Origin of the sequence: Streptomyces xanthophaeus, from assembly GCF_030440515.1 — a bacterium.
GTDB lineage: Bacteria > Actinomycetota > Actinomycetes > Streptomycetales > Streptomycetaceae > Streptomyces > Streptomyces kutzneri.
The window spans coordinates 3,111,740-3,131,262 of sequence record NZ_CP076543.1; the positions used below are offsets into that span (position 1 = coordinate 3,111,740).

Genomic DNA, 19,523 nt, shown 5'->3' on the forward strand with positions numbered 1-19,523 from the left:
AGCCGCGTTGGAGGTTCCGTGACATCCACCCCGCCCACCCCGCCCACGGCGGTGCCCGGCTCCGCCGCGCGCACGATGCTGACCGTCCTGCAGACGACGCACCAGCACGCCGACGCCAAAGCCGGCATCCTCTCCGCCGTGCAGGCGGGGCTCGTGGGGACGGCGGGCGCGTGGAGCGAGGCGGCGCTCGACGCCTTGCGGCGCGGCGGCCCGCTCGGCTGGCTGGCGGGGGTGCTGCTGGCCCTCTTCGTCTGCGGCCTCTTCGGCGGCGCGGCCTCGCTCGCGCTGGCGCTCCGGCCGCGCGTCTGGCGGCCCGCCGGCCCCAACGACTACAGCTTCGTCCGGCCTGCCTCCACCTCGGATCCGTCGCCGCCCGTCACCGCCGAGGACGAGCGGCAGCTGCACGCGGTGATCCGCTTCCTCTCCGACGTGGCCCTGCGGAAGTACCGCTGTGTCACGGCCGCCGTGGTGTGCACCGCGGTGATGGGCGCCGTCGCCGGTCTCTGCCTGCTGTTACGGCCGCTGCTCGGCTGATCCCGGGGGCCGGCGCGGGGCGGGCGGAGCCACGGGCTCGGCGAGTTCGGCCACCCGGGCGAGCCGGGCGAGGTCGTGCACGGTGGTCGTCCGGTATCCGGTGCCGAGCAGCCCTTCGTCCCGGAGCTCGCGCAATCCCTTGTGCACGGTGGTCTCCGCGGCGCCGGTGAGCGCGGCGAGTTCGGGCTGGGTGAGCTGGAAGCCGATCACATGACCGCCCCCCGTTTCCGGCCGCCCGTACGCCACGGCGAGCTCGACCAGAAGCCGCGCGAGGCGCACCTTGACCGGATACCCCCGGAATTCGAGCCGCCGCCGGTTGGCCCAGCGCAGCCGGTCGGCCACGATCCGGGTGAGCGCCATCGCCACCTCGGGCCGCCGCAGCATGAGCCCGTGCAGGGCCCCGGGCCCGATCACCCGCGCCCGCAACGGCCCACAGGCCACCACGCCGGCCGACCGCGGCGCACCGTCGAGGGCGGCCATCTCGCCCACACTGTCCCCGCCGACCCGAACGGCGAGCAGCGACTCCTGCCCGTTCTCGACGGTCGCGGTGACCTTAGCGAACCCGCCGAGGATCACGTACAGATGCCGGTCGGTGGCCCCCTCGGTGAGCAGCACGCCGCCGGAGTCGAGCGTCAACTCCGAACCCAGCGCAAGTAATTCGGCCCGCGCGGGAGCGGACAACACCCCGAGCAGACTCCGACCCGGCCACTCCCACTGCCCACCCGGCCCCACGCCCACCACTCCACCCTCCGCACCCACACCCCGCGCCCACCCAGGCTAGGCCCTCCCCCACCGAATGCCCCCACCCGCGCGCCGCTGTGTACGCATGACGCAGCCACGGCCCGCAGAGTCCATCCGTGACGTGCTTGCACGCCCGGCGGAGGACGTGGCGCGCAGACCGCAACGCCCTACCCACACTGATCACACGCCGAGGCGCCAGGAGTGGGAAGAGCGCGAGACCAACCGGATCATCGACTGCCGCGTCGCGTACACGATCGACAACGGGGAGCTGGTGGTCCGGGTCGTTCACGTGGGACACCGGTGAACCGTCTGCGAGACGAGCCGGCGTTGCCGTGCCTGGAGACGATCAGATTTCCCAGCACCATCCCCGCACGGCAAACAGCCAGGAGCCGACCCCTTTTGACCTGCATGTTCGCCACGTCAGGGACGTGGTGTCACGTCATCCGCTCACACGTTGAAGCTGAATGTCTGCCATCCGATCCTGACCTGTGGCGGAGCCCCACCCAGTGCTCTGACCAGCCATTGCCCGCTCGACAAGCTGCGCAACGTTGCTCCGCACGCCTCACAGAGCGCGGGCAGAGTCATCGAACGGGGCTGTCCAAAGATCTAGCCGCTCGGCCCGATAGTGCACAAGACCTCGCCAATCAGCTCGCTCGATGTTCGCACCATCATCGGCCTTGTCGCTGCGTCGCGCCCAACGACGGTCATAGCCAGTGCTTCCAAGGTGGTACCACCAGGTCAACGAAAGAAGGTCTCGGCGTATGTACAGCAGGACAAATTCGGCCGCAGCAGCATCGAGGTATGGCACGCAACAGGCCGCCGAGTGCGCCAGCACGAGAAGAGCGGACTCCACCCGCCGCCTTACGTTCGCTGTTTCGCGACGCACGACGGCGGGAACCGCCGAATTCCATTGCGCGCTGTTTCGCCCGATCGACCCTGGGGAACTGGCCTCGCGACAACCAACTTCGCAAGCGAGAAGCGGCTGCCCGGGGCACTTCATCTAGGGCTTGATCACATCTGTAATAGCCTTCAGGACGGGCGCCCAGGCGTCCCGCTTCTCGTCCAGAGTCGTCACACCTTCTCGCGCTTTACCACTGTAGCGCTGCACGTCCCAGTCCGGGGATAGATGAATCATCGACCCCTCCATCACGATGACGCCATTCAACTGTAGTGTCGCGAGGACCCTACGGAACTCATCCCCCTTGATCGACTGGCGCCCTTCGAGTTTCTTGTCAAAGACAGCCGCGGATCCTCTGTGGCCATGGTTGCGGAGCAGGTTCATCATCATGTTAACGAAACGCACCGCGCGATCATCGGGCTTCGGGAGCGGAGGTTCGAGCACTCTCTGATAAGACACCCACGGATAAATCAGCTTGCATTCACCAGGTAGGTGCAATTCAAAGCTCCCGACAGAGGGCGATCCGGTCAACGTCGCGTTGCACGAGAAGGTGTTAGTGATCTCGAGAACCACGTTGGACTCATCCACCTCACCATCAGACACGTTCTCAGCTCGCAGGCGCCGAGAGATCTGCACAGTGTCGCCCGCGATACGCAGATCCGCGCACCTGACGAAACAGTCGGGACCGAGGCTGACAGAGCCGCCCGACGCAACAGACACCTCCGCCGGGAACACCACTGACAGCGAGGACAGCGGACCCCTCAGCTCGAGGGCATCCGGAAGATCGAGCATGAGTTGGAAGCTGGTCCTACGGTGGACTGTTTCCCCTTCAAAAAGGATCAATTCGCCGGCAGCTTCCTCAACTGGCAGCGCGCCTACTTCCCTGTCGTACGGATCCAACTCCGTGATTGACGCGCTCGCTTCAACGGATCGCCATTCAGCGGCCAGCAGCGACGAATGGAGGGCCGCGAACTGCCACTCGTCAATCTGAAGCTCACCTTCATCAGCCGAGACGAACTCGAAAAGAAGCCCTGTCGCCTCACCAACGGACCTAAGAGCAGACCTTAGCCGCGTGTCACCGAATCGCTTCGCTGTAACGTACGCAGAGAAGACCGGGCTCGCCCAACGCCCCTCCGAACGAAATGGATGATCTCGGAGAAACTCCTGGACTTGACTTACGTAGTCGGCCCTGCGAGCCTCTGGGCACCACTTGAGCGTGGGCTGATTTCCGCCCATCAGCTCCGCTGCAAGCCACTCCATCTGCTCGCCGGGGGCGTAGACCTTGGCCGGGTCGAGGCCGAATTGGTCTGCAAGTTGTTCGGTCTTGGACCGTTCACGCTCCAACAATTTGTCCAGAACGTCAGCCAACACACTGATGCGTCGCCCATCATGCACCGAGGAGGCGAATGCGTTCTGGGTTTCGAGCAGGTTACCTTTCCGGAGGAGCTCGGCAACCGCATCGAGAACCGGCGCGTAACCAACGAACGACTCGGCCTGCTCACCATCGACTGTGCCTGCCAACGCTTCGAGGACCGTCGACCGAGCTGAGACATACGCCTCGTTCTGAACATCGCGATCACGAGAGATGCGCAGGTCTACGTAGCTGATGCGCTGTTCCGCATTGAAGTGGGAAATCTCAAACCAGTTGAGCGCGATGCCACCATCGGCCAGGCTGAGCCACGCATCTTCAAGGACTCTCTCCCTTCCGAGAAGCACCAGATTGTGCCCTGCCGTTGCGATCGCCGCGAGCGACTCCACGTACTCATTCCACGAAACTCCGGACACTCTCATCCGCGCCTCGTCCAGGGCATCAACGACTACGAACGCCCCATCCTCGCGACTAAGGTCACTCAACCCGTCCGCACTATTCAGATAGTCATTCAACTTCGCACGAAGGGCGTGACCGCTAACGCTAAGGTCCCGGTTCAGCCGCCACAGCGGCACTCCCTTCCTGGCCGAGATAGTTGCAGCCAGGATGGACTTTCCGGTCGCGCCACGTGCCGAGATGAGCGTGACTGCGGGATCCTCTTCTCGCTCTACAACGGTGAGCGTCGGGGGACGAAGATTTCGGGCTCGGTCGCGACACCGAAGGGCTCGGTATCACGGCCGATGAACTGACCTCGCGGTAGCTGGTCAAGCAACTGGTCGAACGAAATCGTGTCGGTCATCCACACTCCGCCTTAAGCGACTTGAGAGAGCGTCAGTCTAGTCTGGGGACCATCGATCAGCGGGGTATCAGTGCGCTTCATCGCCCGCCGTCGAGGGAGACCTGGGAGCCGTCGCCAGATACTGGCGGAGGACGCTGGCCCTGGTCTCGACGAAGTCCTCGGGGCTGGCGTCGACCCAGCAGACCTGTGAGTGCTTGCGAGCTTCCCGGTTTTCAGGTCCTCCGGTCCATTCGTGGGAGGCGAAGACGATCGTGAAGAACCGTCGGGAGCCTCGACGCTCCAGGCGCTGATGATGTGGGCGACCTTCAGGGACTCAGGCTTCAGCGTGAGGCCTGCCCGAGGGCTGGATCTTCACGGCGCCGCAAGGCGGACCCGTGGTCTACACGCACTTCATGGACGGGCACTGGCGGCCTGCCTGCGCGAAGGCCGGCATAGCCAAGGGCACCGGCCCCCACGCCCTCCGGCATCACTACGCCAGCCTGCTGATCAAGCACGGCGAATCCGTGAACACGGTCTCCGAGCGCCTCGGCCACACCAACGCGGGCATGACGCTGAACGTCTACACCCACCTGTGGCCCGACTCCGAGGAGCGGACCCGGGCCGCCGTCGACAAGGCGTACGCGGATCAGTCCGCCGATGCCCAGCCACAGGTCGACGAAGCGGCGTAGCCGCTCCCCCGTGCGCTGACGGAAGTCAGCACGCTGCGGACTCTGTGGGGACACCAAAGGCCGCCCAACCCGCTCCGTCGCAGGTCAGACGGCCTTTCGCCGAACGTATTAGACGTTGAAGCGGAACTCGACCACGTCGCCGTCCTGCATGACGTACTCCTTGCCCTCCATGCGGGCCTTGCCCTTGGCGCGGGCCTCGGCGACCGAGCCGCAGGCGACCAGGTCCGCGAAGGAGATGACCTCGGCCTTGATGAAGCCGCGCTGGAAGTCGGTGTGGATCACGCCGGCCGCCTCGGGGGCCGTGGCGCCCTGCTTGATGGTCCAGGCGCGGGTTTCCTTCGGGCCGGCCGTCAGGTAGGTCTGCAGGCCCAGGGTGGCGAAGCCGACCCGGCCGAGGGTGGCGAGGCCCGGCTCGTCCTGGCCGACCGACTGGAGGAGCTCCAGGGCTTCCTCGTCGTCCAGCTCGGAGAGGTCCTGCTCCAGCTTGGCGTTGAGGAAGATCGCCTCGGCCGGGGCGACGAGGGCGCTCTGCTCGGCCTTGAAGGCGTCGTCCGTCAGCTCGTCCTCGTCCACGTTGAAGACGTAGAGGAAGGGCTTCGTGGTGAGCAGGTGGAGCTCGTGGAGGAGGTCGCCCTGCTCCGTGCCCTTGGTGATGCCCTTGGAGAAGAGGGTGTCGCCCGCTTCGAGGATCTTCTTGGCCTCGACGACGGCCGCGAGGACCGCGACCTTCTCCTTCTGGAGGCGGGACTCCTTCGTCAGGCGCGGTTCGGCCTTCTCGATGGACTGGAGGTCGGCGAGGATCAGCTCGGTGTTGATCGTCTCGATGTCGTCCTTCGGCGAGACCTTGCCGTCGACGTGGACGACGTTCTCGTCCTTGAAGGCGCGGATGACCTGGCAGATGGCGTCCGACTCGCGGATGTTCGCCAGGAACTTGTTGCCCAGGCCCTCACCCTCGGAGGCGCCGCGCACGATGCCCGCGATGTCGACGAAGTCGACCGTCGCCGGGAGGACCTTCGCCGAGCCGAAGATGCCCGCGAGGACGGCCAGGCGCGGGTCCGGAACGCCGACGACGCCGACGTTCGGCTCGATGGTGGCGAACGGGTAGTTGGCCGCCAGCACGTCGTTCTTGGTCAGGGCGTTGAACAGGGTCGACTTGCCGACATTCGGCAGGCCGACGATTCCGATCGTGAGCGACACGTTGGCGACTTCCCGTAGCTGGAGGGGGCGGGGGCCCAGGAGTGGGCCACCGGACAGTTTACTTTCCGATGAGTGGCGGTGGATGTACGCGTGTCCGGGGCCCGATCCGACCCGCTCCCCGCCTAATTTGGTGGGGTGGAGCAATACAGGACGCGATCGGCCCCTCACCAGCAGCGACCGCCGGCCCAGCGCCAGGGACCCCGGCCCGCCGCGGTGCCCGCCCAGGCCGGTGGCGGTCCGCGGCGGTCCGCGCTCGCGCGGCGGATGCCCCGGCCCCGGCTGACCGGGCTCGGCGGCGGGCTGTTCGCGTGCGCCGCCATGGTGCTGGTGGGCGGGATCTGCTGGCTGCTGTTCGGTTCGTCGCTCTTCGTCTACGGGCTGCTCTTCCTGCCCGTCGCGGCCGCCACCGCGCTCTGGGTACGGCCCGCCGACCTGATCACCGCGCCGATCGGCGTGCCCATCGCCTTCGCCGCCGGAGTGTGGCCCATCTCGGGCGGCTCCGGCGGCATCGGCGGGCATCTGATGGGGCTGGTGTCCGCGCTGTCCCTGCACGCCGGCTGGCTGTACGCCGGGACGCTGGTCGCGGCGCTGATCGCCGTCGTCCGCAAGGCCGTGCTGATCGGCAGGCGGCGGATGCCCCGGCGCATCGCCCAGTGAGCGCTCCCGCCGCTACTTCTTGGCCGCCGTCCTGGCGGCCTTCGCGGCCTTGGCGGCCATCGCCGCTCCCACGATCCCGGCATTGTTCTGCAGCTTCGCCGGGACGATCTCGGCCCGCACGCCCTCGATCAGCGGCAGGAACTTCTCCGGCTTGCGGCTGACCCCGCCGCCGATGATGAAGAGGTCCGGGGAGAACAGCATCTCCACGTGCTGGAGGTACTTCTGCACGCGGTGCGCCCAGCGCTCCCACGTGAGGTCGTGGTCCTCCTTGGCCTTCACCGACGCCCGCGTCTCCGCGTCGTGGCCCTTGAGCTCCAAATGTCCGAGTTCCGAGTTCGGGACGAGCCGCCCGTCCGTGAACAGGGCGCTCCCGATGCCCGTCCCCAGGGTGAGCAGGAGGACGGTGCCGCCCCGCCCGCGCCCGGCCCCGTACGTCATCTCGGCGACGCCCGCCGCGTCCGCGTCGTTCAGCACGGTGACCGGCATGCCGCCCAGCTCGCGCGCGATCAGCGCCGCCGCGTCGACGCCGATCCAGGACTTGTCCATGTTGGCCGCCGTACGGATGACGCCGCCCGTGACCACGCCCGGGAAGGTGACCCCGAGCGGCCCGTGCCACTCGAAGTGGCGCACCACCTCGCCGACGCATCCGGCCACCCCCTCGGGGGTGGCCGGATGCGGTGTCAGTACTTTGTGGCGCTCCTGAGCCAGGTCGCCGCGCTCCAGGTCCACGGGAGCGCCCTTGATCCCGGTTCCGCCGATGTCCACGCCGAAGATCTGCATGGACATACCGTACGAAACGAGTTACTTGTCGGCGACCAGTTCGGCAGCCTCGGCGCGCAGGTCGCGGCGGAGTTCCTTCGGCAGCGAGAAGACGATCGACTCCTCGGCGGTCTTGACGATCTCCACGTCCGCGTAGCCGCGCACCGCCAGCCACTCCAGGACCTCCTCGACCAGGACCTCCGGCACCGAGGCGCCCGAGGTGAGGCCGACCGTGGTGACGCCCTCCAGCCAGGCCTCGTCGATCTCGCGCGCGAAGTCGACCAGGTACGCGGCCTTGGCGCCGGCGTCCTTGGCGACCTCGACGAGCCGGATCGAGTTCGAGGAGTTCTTCGAGCCGACCACGATGACCAGGTCGGAGTCGGCGCCCATCACCTTGACGGCGGCCTGCCGGTTCGAGGTGGCGTAGCAGATGTCGTCGCTCGGCGGCGAGACGAGCAGCGGGAACTTCGTCTTCAGCGCGTCGACCGTCTCCATCGTCTCGTCGACCGAGAGGGTGGTCTGGGAGAGCCAGACGACCTTGGACTCGTCACGGACGGTGACCTTCTCCACGTCGTGCGGGCCGTCGACGATCGTGATGTGGTCCGGGGCCTCGCCGGAGGTGCCGATGACCTCCTCGTGGCCCTCGTGGCCGATGAGGAGGATGTCGAAGTCCTCGTTCGCGTACCGGATGGCTTCCTTGTGCACCTTGGTGACCAGCGGGCAGGTCGCGTCGATCGTCGCAAGCTTGCCGCGCGCCGCCTCCTCGTGCACCACCGGGGCCACGCCGTGCGCGGAGAACATCACGATGGAGCCCTCGGGCACCTCCTCCGTCCGCTCGACGAAGATGGCCCCCTTCTTCTCCAGGGTCTGGACGACGTACTTGTTGTGCACGATCTCGTGGCGGACGTACACCGGCGCACCGTACTGCTCAAGGGCTTTCTCGACGGCGATCACGGCTCGGTCCACGCCCGCGCAGTAGCCGCGGGGTGCGGCGAGCAGGACACGGCGGGAAGCAGGAGCGGGGGCGGGAGCAGTCATGTGCTCCATCGTACGGGGGTCTCCAGGAGGCCGGGCGTCCCCCGTACGGCACACACTTGCCCGAAAGCCCTTACCGCGCATACCGCGCATACCGCGCACCACCTGCCCCTACCCCGGAGGACGGATGGCTTCCGTTACGGATCCCGGTGCGGCCGCGCCCGCGGCGCTGCGGCGGAGCCTCGACTTCCGGGATCTGGTCGTCTACGGGCTGCTGTTCATCGCCCCCATGGCACCGGTCGGGGTCTTCGGCACGCTCGACGCGAAGTCGCACGGCGCCGTCGCCCTCGTCTACCTCTGCGCGACCGTGGCGATGGCCTTCACGGCCTTCTCCTACGCGCAGATGGTGCGGGTCGCCCCGCAGGCCGGTTCGGTCTTCACGTACGCCCGAAAGGGTCTCGGCGAGGGCCCGGGGCTGATCGCCGGGTGGATGGCGATGCTCGACTACCTGCTGATCCCGGCGGTCGCGTACCTCTTCTCGGGAATCGCGATGAACGCGCTGGTCCCGGAGGTCTCCCGGTGGGTGTGGACGGCCCTGGCGGTCGTGATCACCACCCTGCTGAACCTGTGGGGCGTACGGGCGGCCGCGCGCGTGGGTTTCGCCGTGCTGGCCATGGAGCTCGCGGTGCTGCTCGTCTTCGTGGTCGCCGCGGTGACCGTGCTGGTCCAGGGCGGGGCGCGGCGCGGCTGGCTGTCCCCGCTGACCGGTGACGGCTCGCTCGGCTTCAGCACGGCCGCGGTGCTGGGCGCGGTGTCGGTCGCGGTCCTGTCCTACCTCGGCTTCGACGCCATCGCCTCGTTCGCCGAGGAGGTGACGGGCGGCTCGGAGCGGGTGGCGCGGGCGGTGCTGTTCTGCCTGGCGCTGGCCGGGGTGCTGTTCATCGCCCAGAGCTATCTGGCGGCGCTGCTCATGCCGGTGTCCGCGGCGGAGCTGGCGGCCGAGCCCGCGCTGCAGGGTCCGGCCTTCTACGACGCGGTGGAGTCCGCGGCTGGCTCCTGGCTGCACGACCTGGTGGCCGTCAGCAAGGCGATCGGGGCGGCCTTCGCGGCGCTGGCCGGGCAGGCGGCGGCCGGCCGGCTGGTGTTCGCGATGGCCCGGGAGCGACGGCTGCCCCGGGTGCTCGCGCGGACCTCGGACGGCACCCCGCGGCCCGCGCTGCTGGTGGCGGCCGCCATCACGCTCGTCGCGGCCGTGTGGGCGGCCCGGCGCGACGACGGGCTCGACCAGCTGGTGTCGGTGGTGGACGTGGGGGCGCTGGTGGCCTTCACCCTGCTGCACGCCTCGGTGGTGAGCTGGTTCGTGGTCAAGCGGCGCGAGGGCCCGCCGAACTGGTTCCAGCACCTGGTGATGCCGGTGCTGGGCGCGGCCGTGACCGTCGCGGTGATCTTCGAGGCTTCCTGGACGGCGCAACTGGTGGGGGCGGTGTGGCTGGCGCTGGGCCTGGTCGTGCTGCTCGTCCAGCGCGGCCGCAGGGACCTGCCCGGCGACACCGGCACCGGAGCCTGACGCACTGTCGGCGGCGCCGGATAGCCTGCGTGCATGGGTCTGAATACGTCGGCCGAGGCGCCGCTGCCGGTAGGCCAGGTGTCCCGGCTCATCGGGGGCTGGATCGAGCGGCTCGGCCAGGTGTGGGTGGAAGGGCAGATCACGCAGCTCTCGCGGCGGCCGGGAGCGGGGGTGGTCTTCCTGACGCTGCGCGACCCCTCGCACGACATCTCCGTCAGCGTGACGTGCTTCCGCCAGGTCTTCGACGAGGTCGCGGACGTGGTCTCCGAGGGTGCCCGGGTCGTCCTGCTGGCCAAGCCCGAGTGGTACGCCCCGCGCGGGCAGCTGTCCCTGCGGGCCACGGAGATACGGCCGGTCGGCATCGGGGAGCTCCTCGCCCGGCTGGAGCGCCTCAAGCGGTCCCTGGCCTCCGAAGGGCTCTTCGCGCCGGAGCGCAAGAAGCCGCTGCCGTTCCTGCCGCAGCTGATCGGGCTGGTGGTCGGGCGGGCCTCGGCGGCCGAGCGCGATGTCCTGGAGAACGCCCGGCGGCGCTGGCCGGCGGTCCGTTTCGAGGTGCGCAACGTCGCCGTCCAGGGGGTGCACGCGGTGCCCCAGGTCGTCGAGGCGGTCAAGGAGCTCGACGCCATCGACGAGGTCGACGTGATCATCGTGGCGCGCGGCGGCGGCAGTGTGGAGGACCTGCTGCCCTTCTCCGACGAGGAGGTGGTCCGGACGGTCGCGGCGGCCCGCACGCCGGTGGTCTCGGCGATCGGCCACGAGCCGGACTCGCCGCTGCTGGACCTGGTCGCGGACGTACGGGCCTCCACGCCCACGGACGCGGCGAAGAAGGTGGTACCGGACGTCGGCGAGGAGCTGGAGCGCGTACGCCAGCTGCAGGCCCGGGGGCTGCGCGCGGTCGGCGGCCTGCTCGACCGGGAGGAACGGGGCCTCGCGCACGCCCTGGCCCGGCCGGTCTTCGTCCACCCCCAGCGGATGGTGGAGATCCGCGAGGACGAGCTGGACGCCCTGCTGGCCCGCGCCCGGCGCACGCTGGGACACCTGCTGGACCGGGCCGATTCGGAACTCTCGCACACCCTCGCCCGGGTGGTGGCGCTGTCGCCGGCGGCGACCCTGGAGCGGGGGTACGCCGTGCTGCAGCGGGCGGACGGCCATGTGGTGCGCTCGCCGGGGGAGGTGGCTCCCCACGATGTGCTGCGCGCGCGGGTGGCGGAGGGCACGTTCACCGTGGAGGTCTCCTCGCTGGAGGCCCCGGCCGCAACAGCCGCAACAGCCGCTTCGGAATAGCGACACACGGCCGCAATCACGTGGTCGCACGACACGCACAGGATGGATACGGGAATGGCAGAGGCCGGAACGGCGCTGGGGTACGAGCAGGCCCGCGACGAACTCATCGAGGTCGTCCGCAAGCTGGAGGCCGGCGGGACCTCGCTGGAGGACTCCCTCGCGCTCTGGGAGCGCGGCGAGGAGCTGGCGAAGGTGTGCCGCCACTGGCTGGAGGGGGCCCGGGCCCGGCTGGACTCGGCGCTGGCGGCGCGCGAGCCGGCCGAGGAGGAGTGACGCGGGGAGGAGTGACGCGAGGGGGCGTCACGGGGGAGAAGGACCGGGGAGGAGCGGCCGAGGAGTGATCCCGGTCACCCGGAGGCGGATTTAGTTGAAAATTCATCTACCTCCTCCGTAGAGTCTGGGACATCGCTTCACCTCCGTATGGAAGAAGGCTTTCCGATGTCTCTCGTTCTTGACTCCGCCGCGCAGGACCTGCTGTTCCGCGAGGCCCGCACCGCCAACTCGTTCACCGACGAGCCGGTCACCGAGGAGCAGGTCCAGGCGATATACGACCTGGTGAAGTTCGGTCCCACCGCCTTCAACCAGACCCCGTTGCGCATCACCCTGGTCCGCTCCCCCGAGGCCCGCGAGCGCCTCGTGCAGCACATGGCCAAGGGCAACGACGCCAAGACCGCCACCGCTCCGCTGGTCGCGATCCTCTCCGCGGACAACGAGTTCCACGAGGAGCTCCCCCAGCTGCTGCCGCACTTCCCGCAGGCCAAGGACGCGTTCTTCTCCGAGCGCCCGGTCCGCGAGCAGTCCGCGCTGCTGAACTCCGCGCTGCAGGCCGCGTACTTCATCATCGGCATCCGCGCCGCCGGCCTGGCCGCGGGCCCGATGACCGGTGCCGACTTCGCCGGCATCCAGAAGGAATTCCTGGACGCCGACCACACCCCGATCATGGTCATCAACATCGGCAAGCCGGCCGCCGAGGGTGCCTGGTTCGACCGCTCCCCGCGCCTGTCCATCGACGAGGTCATCACGACCGTCTGACCGGCGCCGCAGCTGCAGCCGCAGCCGCAGCACACGCAGAAGGGCCGTGCGCCCCGGGATCCCGGGGCGCACGGCCCTTCTCGCGTACACGGCCTCGCACAGCTGCGCGAGGCCGTGTACGCCCTGCAAGGGCTACTTGCCCTGCTTGAACTCCAGCGCCGCCGCCAGCACACCGAGCTGCTCGAAGGAGGCCGTGCCGGTCACCACCGTGACGTGGCCCTGCTCCTGCCGCACGAGGGCGTCGTACTTCTCGCCGTCCCAGCGCTCCCACGTCAGGTCACCGACCTGCTGCGTCTGCCCGGTGGCCGTCGCGTGCTGGGTGACCTTGGCGAGGTACTTCGCCGAGGTGTCCGTGGACTGTTCCACCGCCGCGTACTGCTGCTCCGGGTCGAGGAAGCCCAGGTGCCAGGCATTGGCGTTCTTGCGCTCGTACGTCACCGAGGTCGCCCGCCACTGCTCCTGGAGCCCCACGGGGGCCGCCACCGGATACGGGGCCGCGCGCCGGGCCGTCAGGGTTTCCACCCGGTAGTCGACCGTGCGCGTCGGATCGGCCTCGTCGTCATGCGGGACGAAGAGGTAGATCCCGGCGACGACGATGCCGATCACCCCCAGCGACCGGACCATGTCCCAGACCGTCTGCTTGCCTTTCATACCTGCCACGGGACCCATCGTCCCGCATCGCGGGGCGGCGATCACCGCCGGGGTCGCGGTGCGGCGCGTGTCGGCGGACCCTGGAGAGTCCGGAGGGTCCCGGGGAGTCCCTGGGAGTCCCGGGGGTTCCTGGAAAGCCCTGGAGGACCGCAAGACGTCCGCTCAGGACAATCGACTGACCGATATGCCGCTCATACGTGACCCGCCCTGCTCAATATGTCGACGTACCGATAGAGTTCCAGCACCCTCACTTCCCGGCCGTCGCCGTACAGAAAGGTGCGCTCCGATGACCGAGCACAACCTGCCGCCCCAGCTCGAAGTCTCTCCGGAGGCCCCCGACCGCAACCTCGCACTGGAACTCGTACGGGTCACCGAGGCCGCCGCCATGGCCGCGGGCCGGTGGGTCGGACGCGGTGACAAGATCGGCGCGGACGGTGCCGCGGTCAACGCGATGCGCACCCTGATCTCCACCGTCTCGATGAACGGCGTCGTCGTCATCGGCGAGGGGGAGAAGGACGAGGCCCCCATGCTCTTCAACGGCGAGCGGGTCGGCGACGGCACGGGCGCCGAGGTCGACATCGCCGTCGACCCGATCGACGGCACCACCCTGAACGCCAAGGGCATGCCGAACGCCATCGCCGTCCTGGCGGCCGCCGACCGCGGCACCATGTTCGACCCGTCCGCGGTGTTCTACATGGAGAAGCTGGTCACCGGCCCCGAGGCCGCCGACTTCGTCGACATCAACGCACCCGTCTCGGTGAACATCCGCCGGGTCGCCAAGGCCAAGAACATGGCCGTCGAGGACGTCACCGTGGTCATCCTGGACCGCCCCCGCCACGAGGGCATCGTCAAGGAGATCCGCGAGACCGGCGCCCGGATCAAGTTCATCTCCGACGGCGACGTCGCGGGCTCGGTCATGGCCGTGCGCGAGGGCACCGGCGTCGACCTGCTCCTCGGCATCGGCGGCACGCCCGAGGGCATCATCTCGGCGTGCGCCATAAAGTGCCTCGGCGGCACCATCCAGGGCAAGCTCTGGCCGAAGGACGAGGCCGAGCGCCAGCGCGCGCTCGACGCCGGTCACGACCTCGACCGCGTCCTGACCACGAACGACCTGGTGTCCGGCGAGAACGTCTTCTTCGTCGCCACCGGCATCACCGACGGCGAGCTGCTGCGCGGTGTCCACTACCGCTCGGAGACCGCGACGACGTCCTCGCTGGTCATGCGCTCGAAGTCGGGCACGATCCGGCGGATCGACTCCACGCACCGCCTGTCGAAGCTGCGCGCGTACAGCGCGATCGACTTCGACCGCGCGCACTAGTCGCCGGAGTGAGGAAGCGAGAGGGGCGGTCACCGCGTGCGGCGGGACCGCCCCTCTCGCACATCCACGTCCGGTTCGCTGCGTCCGGCTCCGGCGTCGGGCATCCGTGCTCCGGAGCCCCGGCGGTCGGCCCGGGTGACCCACGGGCGCCCCGCGTCCGTCTCAGCCCGCCGCGGCGATCGGCCCGGATCCCGGGGCCTGGCGCAGCTCGGCGGCCCTGCGCCGCATCCGCGCCAGCACCACCCGGCGCTCGGCCGCGGTGAGCCCGCCCCACACCCCGTACGGCTCGGGCTGGAGCAGCGCGTGCTCCCGGCAGGCGACCATCACCGGGCAGCGGGCGCAGACGCGCTTGGCGGCCTCCTCGCGGGAGAGCCGGGCCGCGGTCGGTTCCTTGGACGGTGCGAAGAAGAGCCCCGCCTCGTCTCGGCGGCACACCGCCTCCGCATGCCATGGGCCGTCCTCGGCCCTCGCCGGCACCCGCGGCTTCGGCACGGCTGCCGCGCGCCCCGGAAAACTCTGGACGGCGGCTACCTGCAAGGACTGATGCGGCGGATGCGGCACGGTCTACTCCTGACGACGTATACGTGAGCGAGAGACGACGCACCTGTCCCTACCCGCTGTACGCGCCCCTATGCACCGGGCGCCACGGGCCGCCGGGGGTTCGTCCGAAACGAGACCCCGCCGGGCGGGCCCTCACGCCGCGGGTGCGGCCCATCCGGGATCCCGCCCGAGGAAGGCCAGCAGGCGCGCCGCGGCGCCGTCGTCCGCGCCGGGCGCGAGGGCGAAGACCGGGCCGTAGGCGAAGCCGCGCAGGGGCTCGGCGAGGGCGTCGGCGGCCGGGCGCAGTGCGGCGGCCAAGGCGTCGGTCAGGCCCGGCGGGCGGCCCGTGGCGACGGCGATGTCCCAGGCGTGCACGGCGGCGTCGAGGGCGGCGGCGCCGACGGCCGTCGCGGCCGGTACGGAGAAGGGCGGCAGCGGCACGGCCACCTCGACGTCACCGGGGGCGACCCCGGCGAAGGCCTCGGCCGCGGCCGCGAGCGCAGGGTCCAGCAGGTCCGCCGGCGTGCCCGCCAGGGCACCGGAGGGCGCGAAGGGGTCCTCGGCGGGCCCGGGCCCGCCGGTCAGGCGGGCGGCGTAGGCCAGCTGGTCGCCCGCGGCGTGCTGGAGGACCTGGGTGACGTTCCACTGCGCGCAGGGGGTCGGTCGGTCCCAGCCGTCGGCGGGCACCCCCAGGACGGCCTCGCGCAGGGTCGCATGCGCCTGGTCGAGCAGTTCCCACTTGGTTGTCGTCATGGTCCGGACCCTAGGGGGTGTCTTGTCGGTCAGGCCGGATCAGGGAGCGGTGCCGGGCGCCGCGAGCCCGGCCTGACCGGCGAGACACCCCCTAGGGGTGTCTCGGGCGAGCCGTCGGCCGAATTTCGCCGGACCCGCGGCGCGCCGGGCCGTGCGGGCTCAGCCGCCCTGGCGCTTGCGCAGCTTGCGGGCCAGGTCCACCAGGCGGGCTCCGAGCTTGGGCCGCGCCTCGATGTTGCCCAGCAGGGCGAAGCCCCGCACGATCACCACCGGTGCCTGCGGGTCGCTCTCGCCGCGGCCCTCGCCGCGCACCTCGAAGTTGCCGAGGACCCCGCTGCCGTAGCCGCGCAGGGTGACGTTCTCCGGGACCAGGACCTCGACGTTGCCGAGGACACAGGTCACGTTGATCTCGGTGACCTGCTGTTCGAAGACCGCCTCGGTGAGGTCGATGTTGATGTCGCCCATGACCGAGATCGCGCGGGTGTGCGCGCCCGGCCGCCAGCGGCCCTTGCGGGCCGAGCTGCTGCAGACGGCCACTATGGTCTCGGCGGGGCCGCCGGGGGCGGTGGAGGGGGCCGCGTAGGCGGGCGAAGCATGGACGCCGCCGGGCGCGGGCAGGTCCCGTACGAGCACTTCCAGCTCGCCGACGGTCTTGACCGCGTAGAGCGTGTCCAGGCGGTCGGAATGCTCCTCGGCCGTCAGCCGGCCTTCGGCGACGGCGTCGCCGAGGATCTGCGCGATCCGGTCCCGGTCCGCGTCGGAGGCGCGCAGCCCGGCGGGGGCTTGCGTCGCGGAAGCGGGGGCGGGTGCGGGGGCGGCGGGGTGCTTTTCCAGGTCCACGACGCCCAGCATAGCCAGACACGATAGATCGCGATACTGCTGAGTGAGCCTTACCTCACAGTCACGCCCCCGGGGAGAGGTCCTACGCTGGTTAACCGCGCTGCCAATTGGTCGCCAGCGCCGTCTGCCGAGTGAGGAATGACTGCCGTCATGCCAGAGTTTGCGTACACCGACCTGCTGCCCCTGGGCGAGGACACCACCCCGTACCGGCTGGTGACCGCCGAGGGCGTGTCCACCTTCGAGGCGGACGGCCGTACGTTCCTCAAGGTGGAGCCGGAGGCGCTGCGCAAGCTCGCCGAAGAGGCCATCCACGACATCCAGCACTTCCTGCGCCCGGCGCACCTCGCGCAGCTGCGCCGCATCATCGACGACCCCGAGGCCTCCTCGAACGACAAGTTCGTGGCGCTGGACCTGCTGAAGAACGCGAACATCGCGGCGGCCGGCGTCCTGCCGATGTGCCAGGACACGGGCACGGCGATCGTCATGGGCAAGCGCGGCCAGAACGTGCTGACGGAGGGCGGTGACGAGGCGGCCCTCTCCCGCGGCATCTACGACGCGTACACCCGCCTCAACCTGCGCTACTCGCAGATGGCGCCCCTCTCCATGTGGGAGGAGAAGAACACCGGCTCGAACCTGCCCGCGCAGATCGAGCTGTACGCGACCGACGGCGGCGCGTACAAGTTCCTCTTCATGGCCAAGGGCGGCGGCTCGGCCAACAAGTCCTTCCTCTACCAGGAGACCAAGGCGGTCCTCAACGAGGCCTCCATGATGAAGTTCCTGGAGGAGAAGATCCGCTCGCTCGGTACGGCGGCCTGCCCGCCCTACCACCTGGCGATCGTGGTCGGCGGCACCTCCGCCGAGCACGCGCTGAAGACCGCCAAGTACGCCTCGGCGCACTACCTGGACGAGCTGCCCCGCGAGGGCTCCCCGCTGGGCCACGGCTTCCGCGACGAAGCCCTGGAGCAGCAGGTCTTCGAGCTGACCCAGAAGATCGGCATCGGCGCGCAGTTCGGCGGCAAGTACTTCTGCCACGACGTCCGCGTCGTGCGTCTCCCCCGGCACGGCGCGTCCCTGCCCGTCGCCATCGCCGTGTCCTGCTCGGCGGACCGCCAGGCCACCGCGAAGATCACCGCCGAGGGCGTCTTCCTGGAGCAGCTGGAGACGGACCCGGCGCGCTTCCTGCCGGACACCACGGACGAGCACCTGAACGACTCGGCGGACGTCGTCAAGATCGACCTGAACCAGCCGATGGACGACATCCTGGCGACCCTGACCAAGCACCCGGTGAAGACCCGCCTCTCCCTCACCGGCCCGCTGGTCGTGGCACGCGACATCGCGCACGCCAAGATCAAGGAGCTGCTGGACTCGGGCGCGCCGATGCCGCAGTACCTGAAGGACCACCCGGTCTACTACGCGGGTCCCGCGAAGACCCCCGAGGGCTACGCGTCGGGTTCCTTCGGCCCGACCACGGCCGGCCGCATGGACTCCTACGTCGAGCAGTTCCAGGCGGCGGGCGGCTCCAAGGTCATGCTGGCCAAGGGCAACCGCTCCCAGCAGGTGACGGACGCGTGCGGTGCGCACGGCGGCTTCTACCTGGGCTCGATCGGCGGCCCGGCGGCGCGCCTCGCCCAGGACTGCATCAAGAAGGTCGAGGTCCTGGAGTACGAGGAGCTCGGCATGGAGGCGGTCTGGAAGATCGAGGTCGAGGACTTCCCGGCCTTCATCGTGGTCGACGACAAGGGCAACGACTTCTTCCAGAACCCGGCCCCCGAGCCGACGTTCACCCACATCCCGGTGCGCGGCCCGGGTCTGTAGCGCGACAGCCTGAGGGCCTCTCCCCCGTTCGGGGGAGAGGCCCTCAGGCATGTCCGCCCATCGGCAGATGGCAGGACGGCGGGCTCCCGGCGAGGCTGTTCCCGTGCCGAACGGCCCCACCTCCAACGGGAGTTCACGATGAAGAACCGCAAGCGCGCGCTCGTCCTGGCCGCCACCGCCGCCGCCCTCGTGGCGACGCTGATCGGCGCCGCTCCGGCCCCGGCGGCCCCGGCGGCGCCGGCCGCGCCGACCGCGCCGAAGCTCGCCTCGGTGCACGGCGGCGGGACGGTGTCCTACCCCTACGTGCCGAAGGAGCACGACATCCGCTTCACCGTCGACGCCGACGCCGCCCCGTGGAGCAGGCCCTTCCCGGCCCCGGGCGGGGAACAGGGCATGCCGGTCGACGCGCGCGGCAAGGTGACCGTCTACCACGCCATGCCCGACGCGGGCTTCACCGGCGTCGCCGAGGCGGAGGTGGACTGCATGGTCACCGGCGGCAGGACGGCCACGATCACCGCGGTGGTCACGTCCTCGAACGTCGGCTGGGAGGGCAAGCGGATCGGGATCAGCGTCCAGGACGGGGAGCGCGGCGGGCCCGACCGCGTGGGCTTCTCGTGGGGCATCGCCAACGTCGACGTGAAGGCCGACGGATCGGTGGCCGAGCCCCGGGTGGGCACGTGCATGGCCCCGGCCCCCTTCACCGAGGTCACCAAGGGCGGCTTCAAGGTCACCCCGGCGCCCCTGGCCCCGCGGCCGAAGCCGTAGCAACGGCGTCGGGATCCAACAGGTACCGGGCCTCGACGGGGGTGGCCCGGTACCCCGTCTTCCGCGCGGCAGCCACCTCGGCGATGCTCAGCCCGTACACCTGGCGCAGCAGCGCGATCGGCACCCCGCCGGGCCCGCCGACCGGCAGGTGAACCGTTCCCTCCCGGGCCACGATGCGCTCCCGGACCCGCGGCGGCGGTACGCCCCGGCCGTCGTCGCAGACGTGGACCTCGTACCGCGTACAGTGCTCGAACCCCGCCCAGTGCAGCTCGCCGTCCCGGATGAACTGCCAGTCCTCCTGGACGCAGTCCTCGCACGGCTCGCAGTGCGAGGTCAGGTACATCTGCTGTTCGGCCATCCG

Annotated in this window: 21 protein-coding genes and 1 pseudogene; 11 read left to right on the top strand and 11 right to left on the bottom strand. The window is 69.9% G+C overall.

The window, feature by feature from the left end; translation table 11 throughout:
- The first annotated feature begins 18 nt into the window (after positions 1-18).
- On the top strand, positions 19-534 hold the full coding sequence (locus KO717_RS13265; RefSeq protein WP_301366905.1) for a hypothetical protein: 516 nt from the start codon (positions 19-21) through the stop codon (positions 532-534).
- Here the strand turns inward: KO717_RS13265 and KO717_RS13270 are convergent.
- Positions 514-1,170, bottom strand: a complete 657-nt coding sequence (locus KO717_RS13270; protein ID WP_301366906.1) for a Crp/Fnr family transcriptional regulator — start codon at positions 1,168-1,170, stop codon at positions 514-516. The genes KO717_RS13265 and KO717_RS13270 overlap by 21 nt on opposite strands.
- A 190-nt stretch (positions 1,171-1,360) precedes the next feature.
- Between KO717_RS13270 and KO717_RS13275 the strand changes: the two genes are divergently transcribed.
- Positions 1,361-1,579, top strand: a complete 219-nt coding sequence (locus KO717_RS13275; protein WP_301366907.1) for a type II toxin-antitoxin system RelE/ParE family toxin — start codon at positions 1,361-1,363, stop codon at positions 1,577-1,579.
- A 696-nt stretch (positions 1,580-2,275) separates the two neighbouring features.
- On the opposite strand, the gene KO717_RS13280 is transcribed toward KO717_RS13275, so the two are convergent.
- On the bottom strand, positions 2,276-3,931 hold the full coding sequence (locus KO717_RS13280) for a hypothetical protein (protein WP_301366908.1): 1,656 nt from the start codon (positions 3,929-3,931) through the stop codon (positions 2,276-2,278).
- 487 nt (positions 3,932-4,418) lie between these two features.
- Positions 4,419-4,674, bottom strand: a pseudogene (locus KO717_RS13285) (NUDIX domain-containing protein); the annotation flags it as partial.
- A gap of 14 nt (positions 4,675-4,688) precedes the next feature.
- Between KO717_RS13285 and KO717_RS13290 the strand changes: the two are divergent.
- Positions 4,689-5,009 (top strand): tyrosine-type recombinase/integrase, encoded by a 321-nt coding sequence (locus KO717_RS13290; RefSeq protein ID WP_367401580.1) that lies wholly within the window; start codon positions 4,689-4,691, stop codon positions 5,007-5,009.
- A gap of 108 nt (positions 5,010-5,117) precedes the next feature.
- On the opposite strand, the gene ychF is transcribed toward KO717_RS13290, so the two are convergent.
- Positions 5,118-6,206, bottom strand: coding sequence for a redox-regulated ATPase YchF (gene ychF / locus KO717_RS13295; RefSeq protein ID WP_301366910.1), 1,089 nt, complete (start codon positions 6,204-6,206; stop codon positions 5,118-5,120).
- A gap of 135 nt (positions 6,207-6,341) precedes the next feature.
- Here ychF and KO717_RS13300 point away from each other — a divergent pair, with 135 nt between their 5' ends.
- A complete protein-coding gene (locus KO717_RS13300; protein WP_301366911.1) occupies positions 6,342-6,863 on the top strand; it encodes a DUF6542 domain-containing protein in 522 nt (173 codons plus the stop codon).
- 12 nt (positions 6,864-6,875) lie between these two features.
- Here the strand turns inward: KO717_RS13300 and ppgK are convergent, their stop codons facing one another.
- Positions 6,876-7,643 carry a polyphosphate--glucose phosphotransferase gene (gene ppgK / locus KO717_RS13305; RefSeq protein WP_301366912.1) on the bottom strand — a complete coding sequence of 256 codons (768 nt, stop codon included), beginning with the start codon at positions 7,641-7,643 and terminating at the stop codon, positions 6,876-6,878.
- Between the two features lie 21 nt (positions 7,644-7,664).
- A complete protein-coding gene (locus tag KO717_RS13310; RefSeq protein ID WP_437184505.1) occupies positions 7,665-8,669 on the bottom strand; it encodes a 4-hydroxy-3-methylbut-2-enyl diphosphate reductase in 1,005 nt (334 codons plus the stop codon).
- A gap of 115 nt (positions 8,670-8,784) precedes the next feature.
- Between KO717_RS13310 and KO717_RS13315 the strand changes: the two genes are divergently transcribed.
- From KO717_RS13315 to KO717_RS13330, 4 genes are all read left to right on the top strand, one after another.
- Positions 8,785-10,164: an APC family permease gene (locus KO717_RS13315; RefSeq protein ID WP_301366914.1), complete on the top strand. Its 1,380-nt coding sequence runs from the start codon at positions 8,785-8,787 to the stop codon at positions 10,162-10,164.
- Positions 10,165-10,197: 33 nt separating this feature from the next.
- A complete protein-coding gene (gene xseA, locus KO717_RS13320) occupies positions 10,198-11,448 on the top strand; it encodes an exodeoxyribonuclease VII large subunit (RefSeq protein ID WP_301366915.1) in 1,251 nt (416 codons plus the stop codon).
- A 54-nt stretch (positions 11,449-11,502) separates the two neighbouring features.
- Positions 11,503-11,721 carry an exodeoxyribonuclease VII small subunit gene (locus KO717_RS13325; RefSeq protein WP_189732883.1) on the top strand — a complete coding sequence of 73 codons (219 nt, stop codon included), beginning with the start codon at positions 11,503-11,505 and terminating at the stop codon, positions 11,719-11,721.
- 165 nt (positions 11,722-11,886) lie between these two features.
- Positions 11,887-12,480, top strand: coding sequence for a malonic semialdehyde reductase (locus tag KO717_RS13330; RefSeq protein ID WP_301366916.1), 594 nt, complete (start codon positions 11,887-11,889; stop codon positions 12,478-12,480).
- Between the two features lie 132 nt (positions 12,481-12,612).
- On the opposite strand, the gene KO717_RS13335 is transcribed toward KO717_RS13330, so the two are convergent.
- A complete protein-coding gene (locus KO717_RS13335; protein ID WP_301374503.1) occupies positions 12,613-13,131 on the bottom strand; it encodes a DUF4245 domain-containing protein in 519 nt (172 codons plus the stop codon).
- Between the two features lie 286 nt (positions 13,132-13,417).
- Here KO717_RS13335 and glpX point away from each other — a divergent pair, with 286 nt between their 5' ends.
- Complete coding sequence (glpX, locus tag KO717_RS13340; RefSeq protein ID WP_030011229.1) at positions 13,418-14,449, top strand: class II fructose-bisphosphatase; 1,032 nt, start codon at positions 13,418-13,420, stop codon at positions 14,447-14,449.
- A 162-nt stretch (positions 14,450-14,611) separates the two neighbouring features.
- On the opposite strand, the gene KO717_RS13345 is transcribed toward glpX, so the two are convergent.
- From KO717_RS13345 to KO717_RS13355, 3 genes are all read right to left on the bottom strand, one after another.
- The gene (locus tag KO717_RS13345; RefSeq protein WP_390799336.1) at positions 14,612-15,010 is read right to left on the bottom strand and encodes a WhiB family transcriptional regulator; all 399 of its coding nucleotides are present in this window, start codon (positions 15,008-15,010) and stop codon (positions 14,612-14,614) included.
- Positions 15,011-15,142: 132 nt separating this feature from the next.
- Positions 15,143-15,742, bottom strand: a complete 600-nt coding sequence (locus KO717_RS13350) for a TIGR03086 family metal-binding protein (protein ID WP_301366917.1) — start codon at positions 15,740-15,742, stop codon at positions 15,143-15,145.
- A gap of 159 nt (positions 15,743-15,901) precedes the next feature.
- Positions 15,902-16,582, bottom strand: a complete 681-nt coding sequence (locus KO717_RS13355; RefSeq protein ID WP_301366918.1) for a DUF1707 SHOCT-like domain-containing protein — start codon at positions 16,580-16,582, stop codon at positions 15,902-15,904.
- Between the two features lie 150 nt (positions 16,583-16,732).
- On the opposite strand from KO717_RS13355, the gene KO717_RS13360 reads away from it, so the two are divergent.
- Both KO717_RS13360 and KO717_RS13365 read left to right on the top strand, forming a co-directional pair.
- Entirely contained in the window at positions 16,733-18,397 is a 1,665-nt protein-coding gene (locus tag KO717_RS13360) for a fumarate hydratase (protein ID WP_301366919.1), read from the top strand.
- A gap of 138 nt (positions 18,398-18,535) precedes the next feature.
- Positions 18,536-19,162, top strand: coding sequence for a hypothetical protein (locus tag KO717_RS13365; RefSeq protein ID WP_301366920.1), 627 nt, complete (start codon positions 18,536-18,538; stop codon positions 19,160-19,162).
- Here the strand turns inward: KO717_RS13365 and KO717_RS13370 are convergent.
- On the bottom strand, positions 19,125-19,520 hold the full coding sequence (locus KO717_RS13370; RefSeq protein WP_301366921.1) for a hypothetical protein: 396 nt from the start codon (positions 19,518-19,520) through the stop codon (positions 19,125-19,127). The two genes, KO717_RS13365 and KO717_RS13370, sit on opposite strands and share 38 nt — an antisense overlap.
- Between the last annotated feature and the right edge of the window lie 3 nt (positions 19,521-19,523).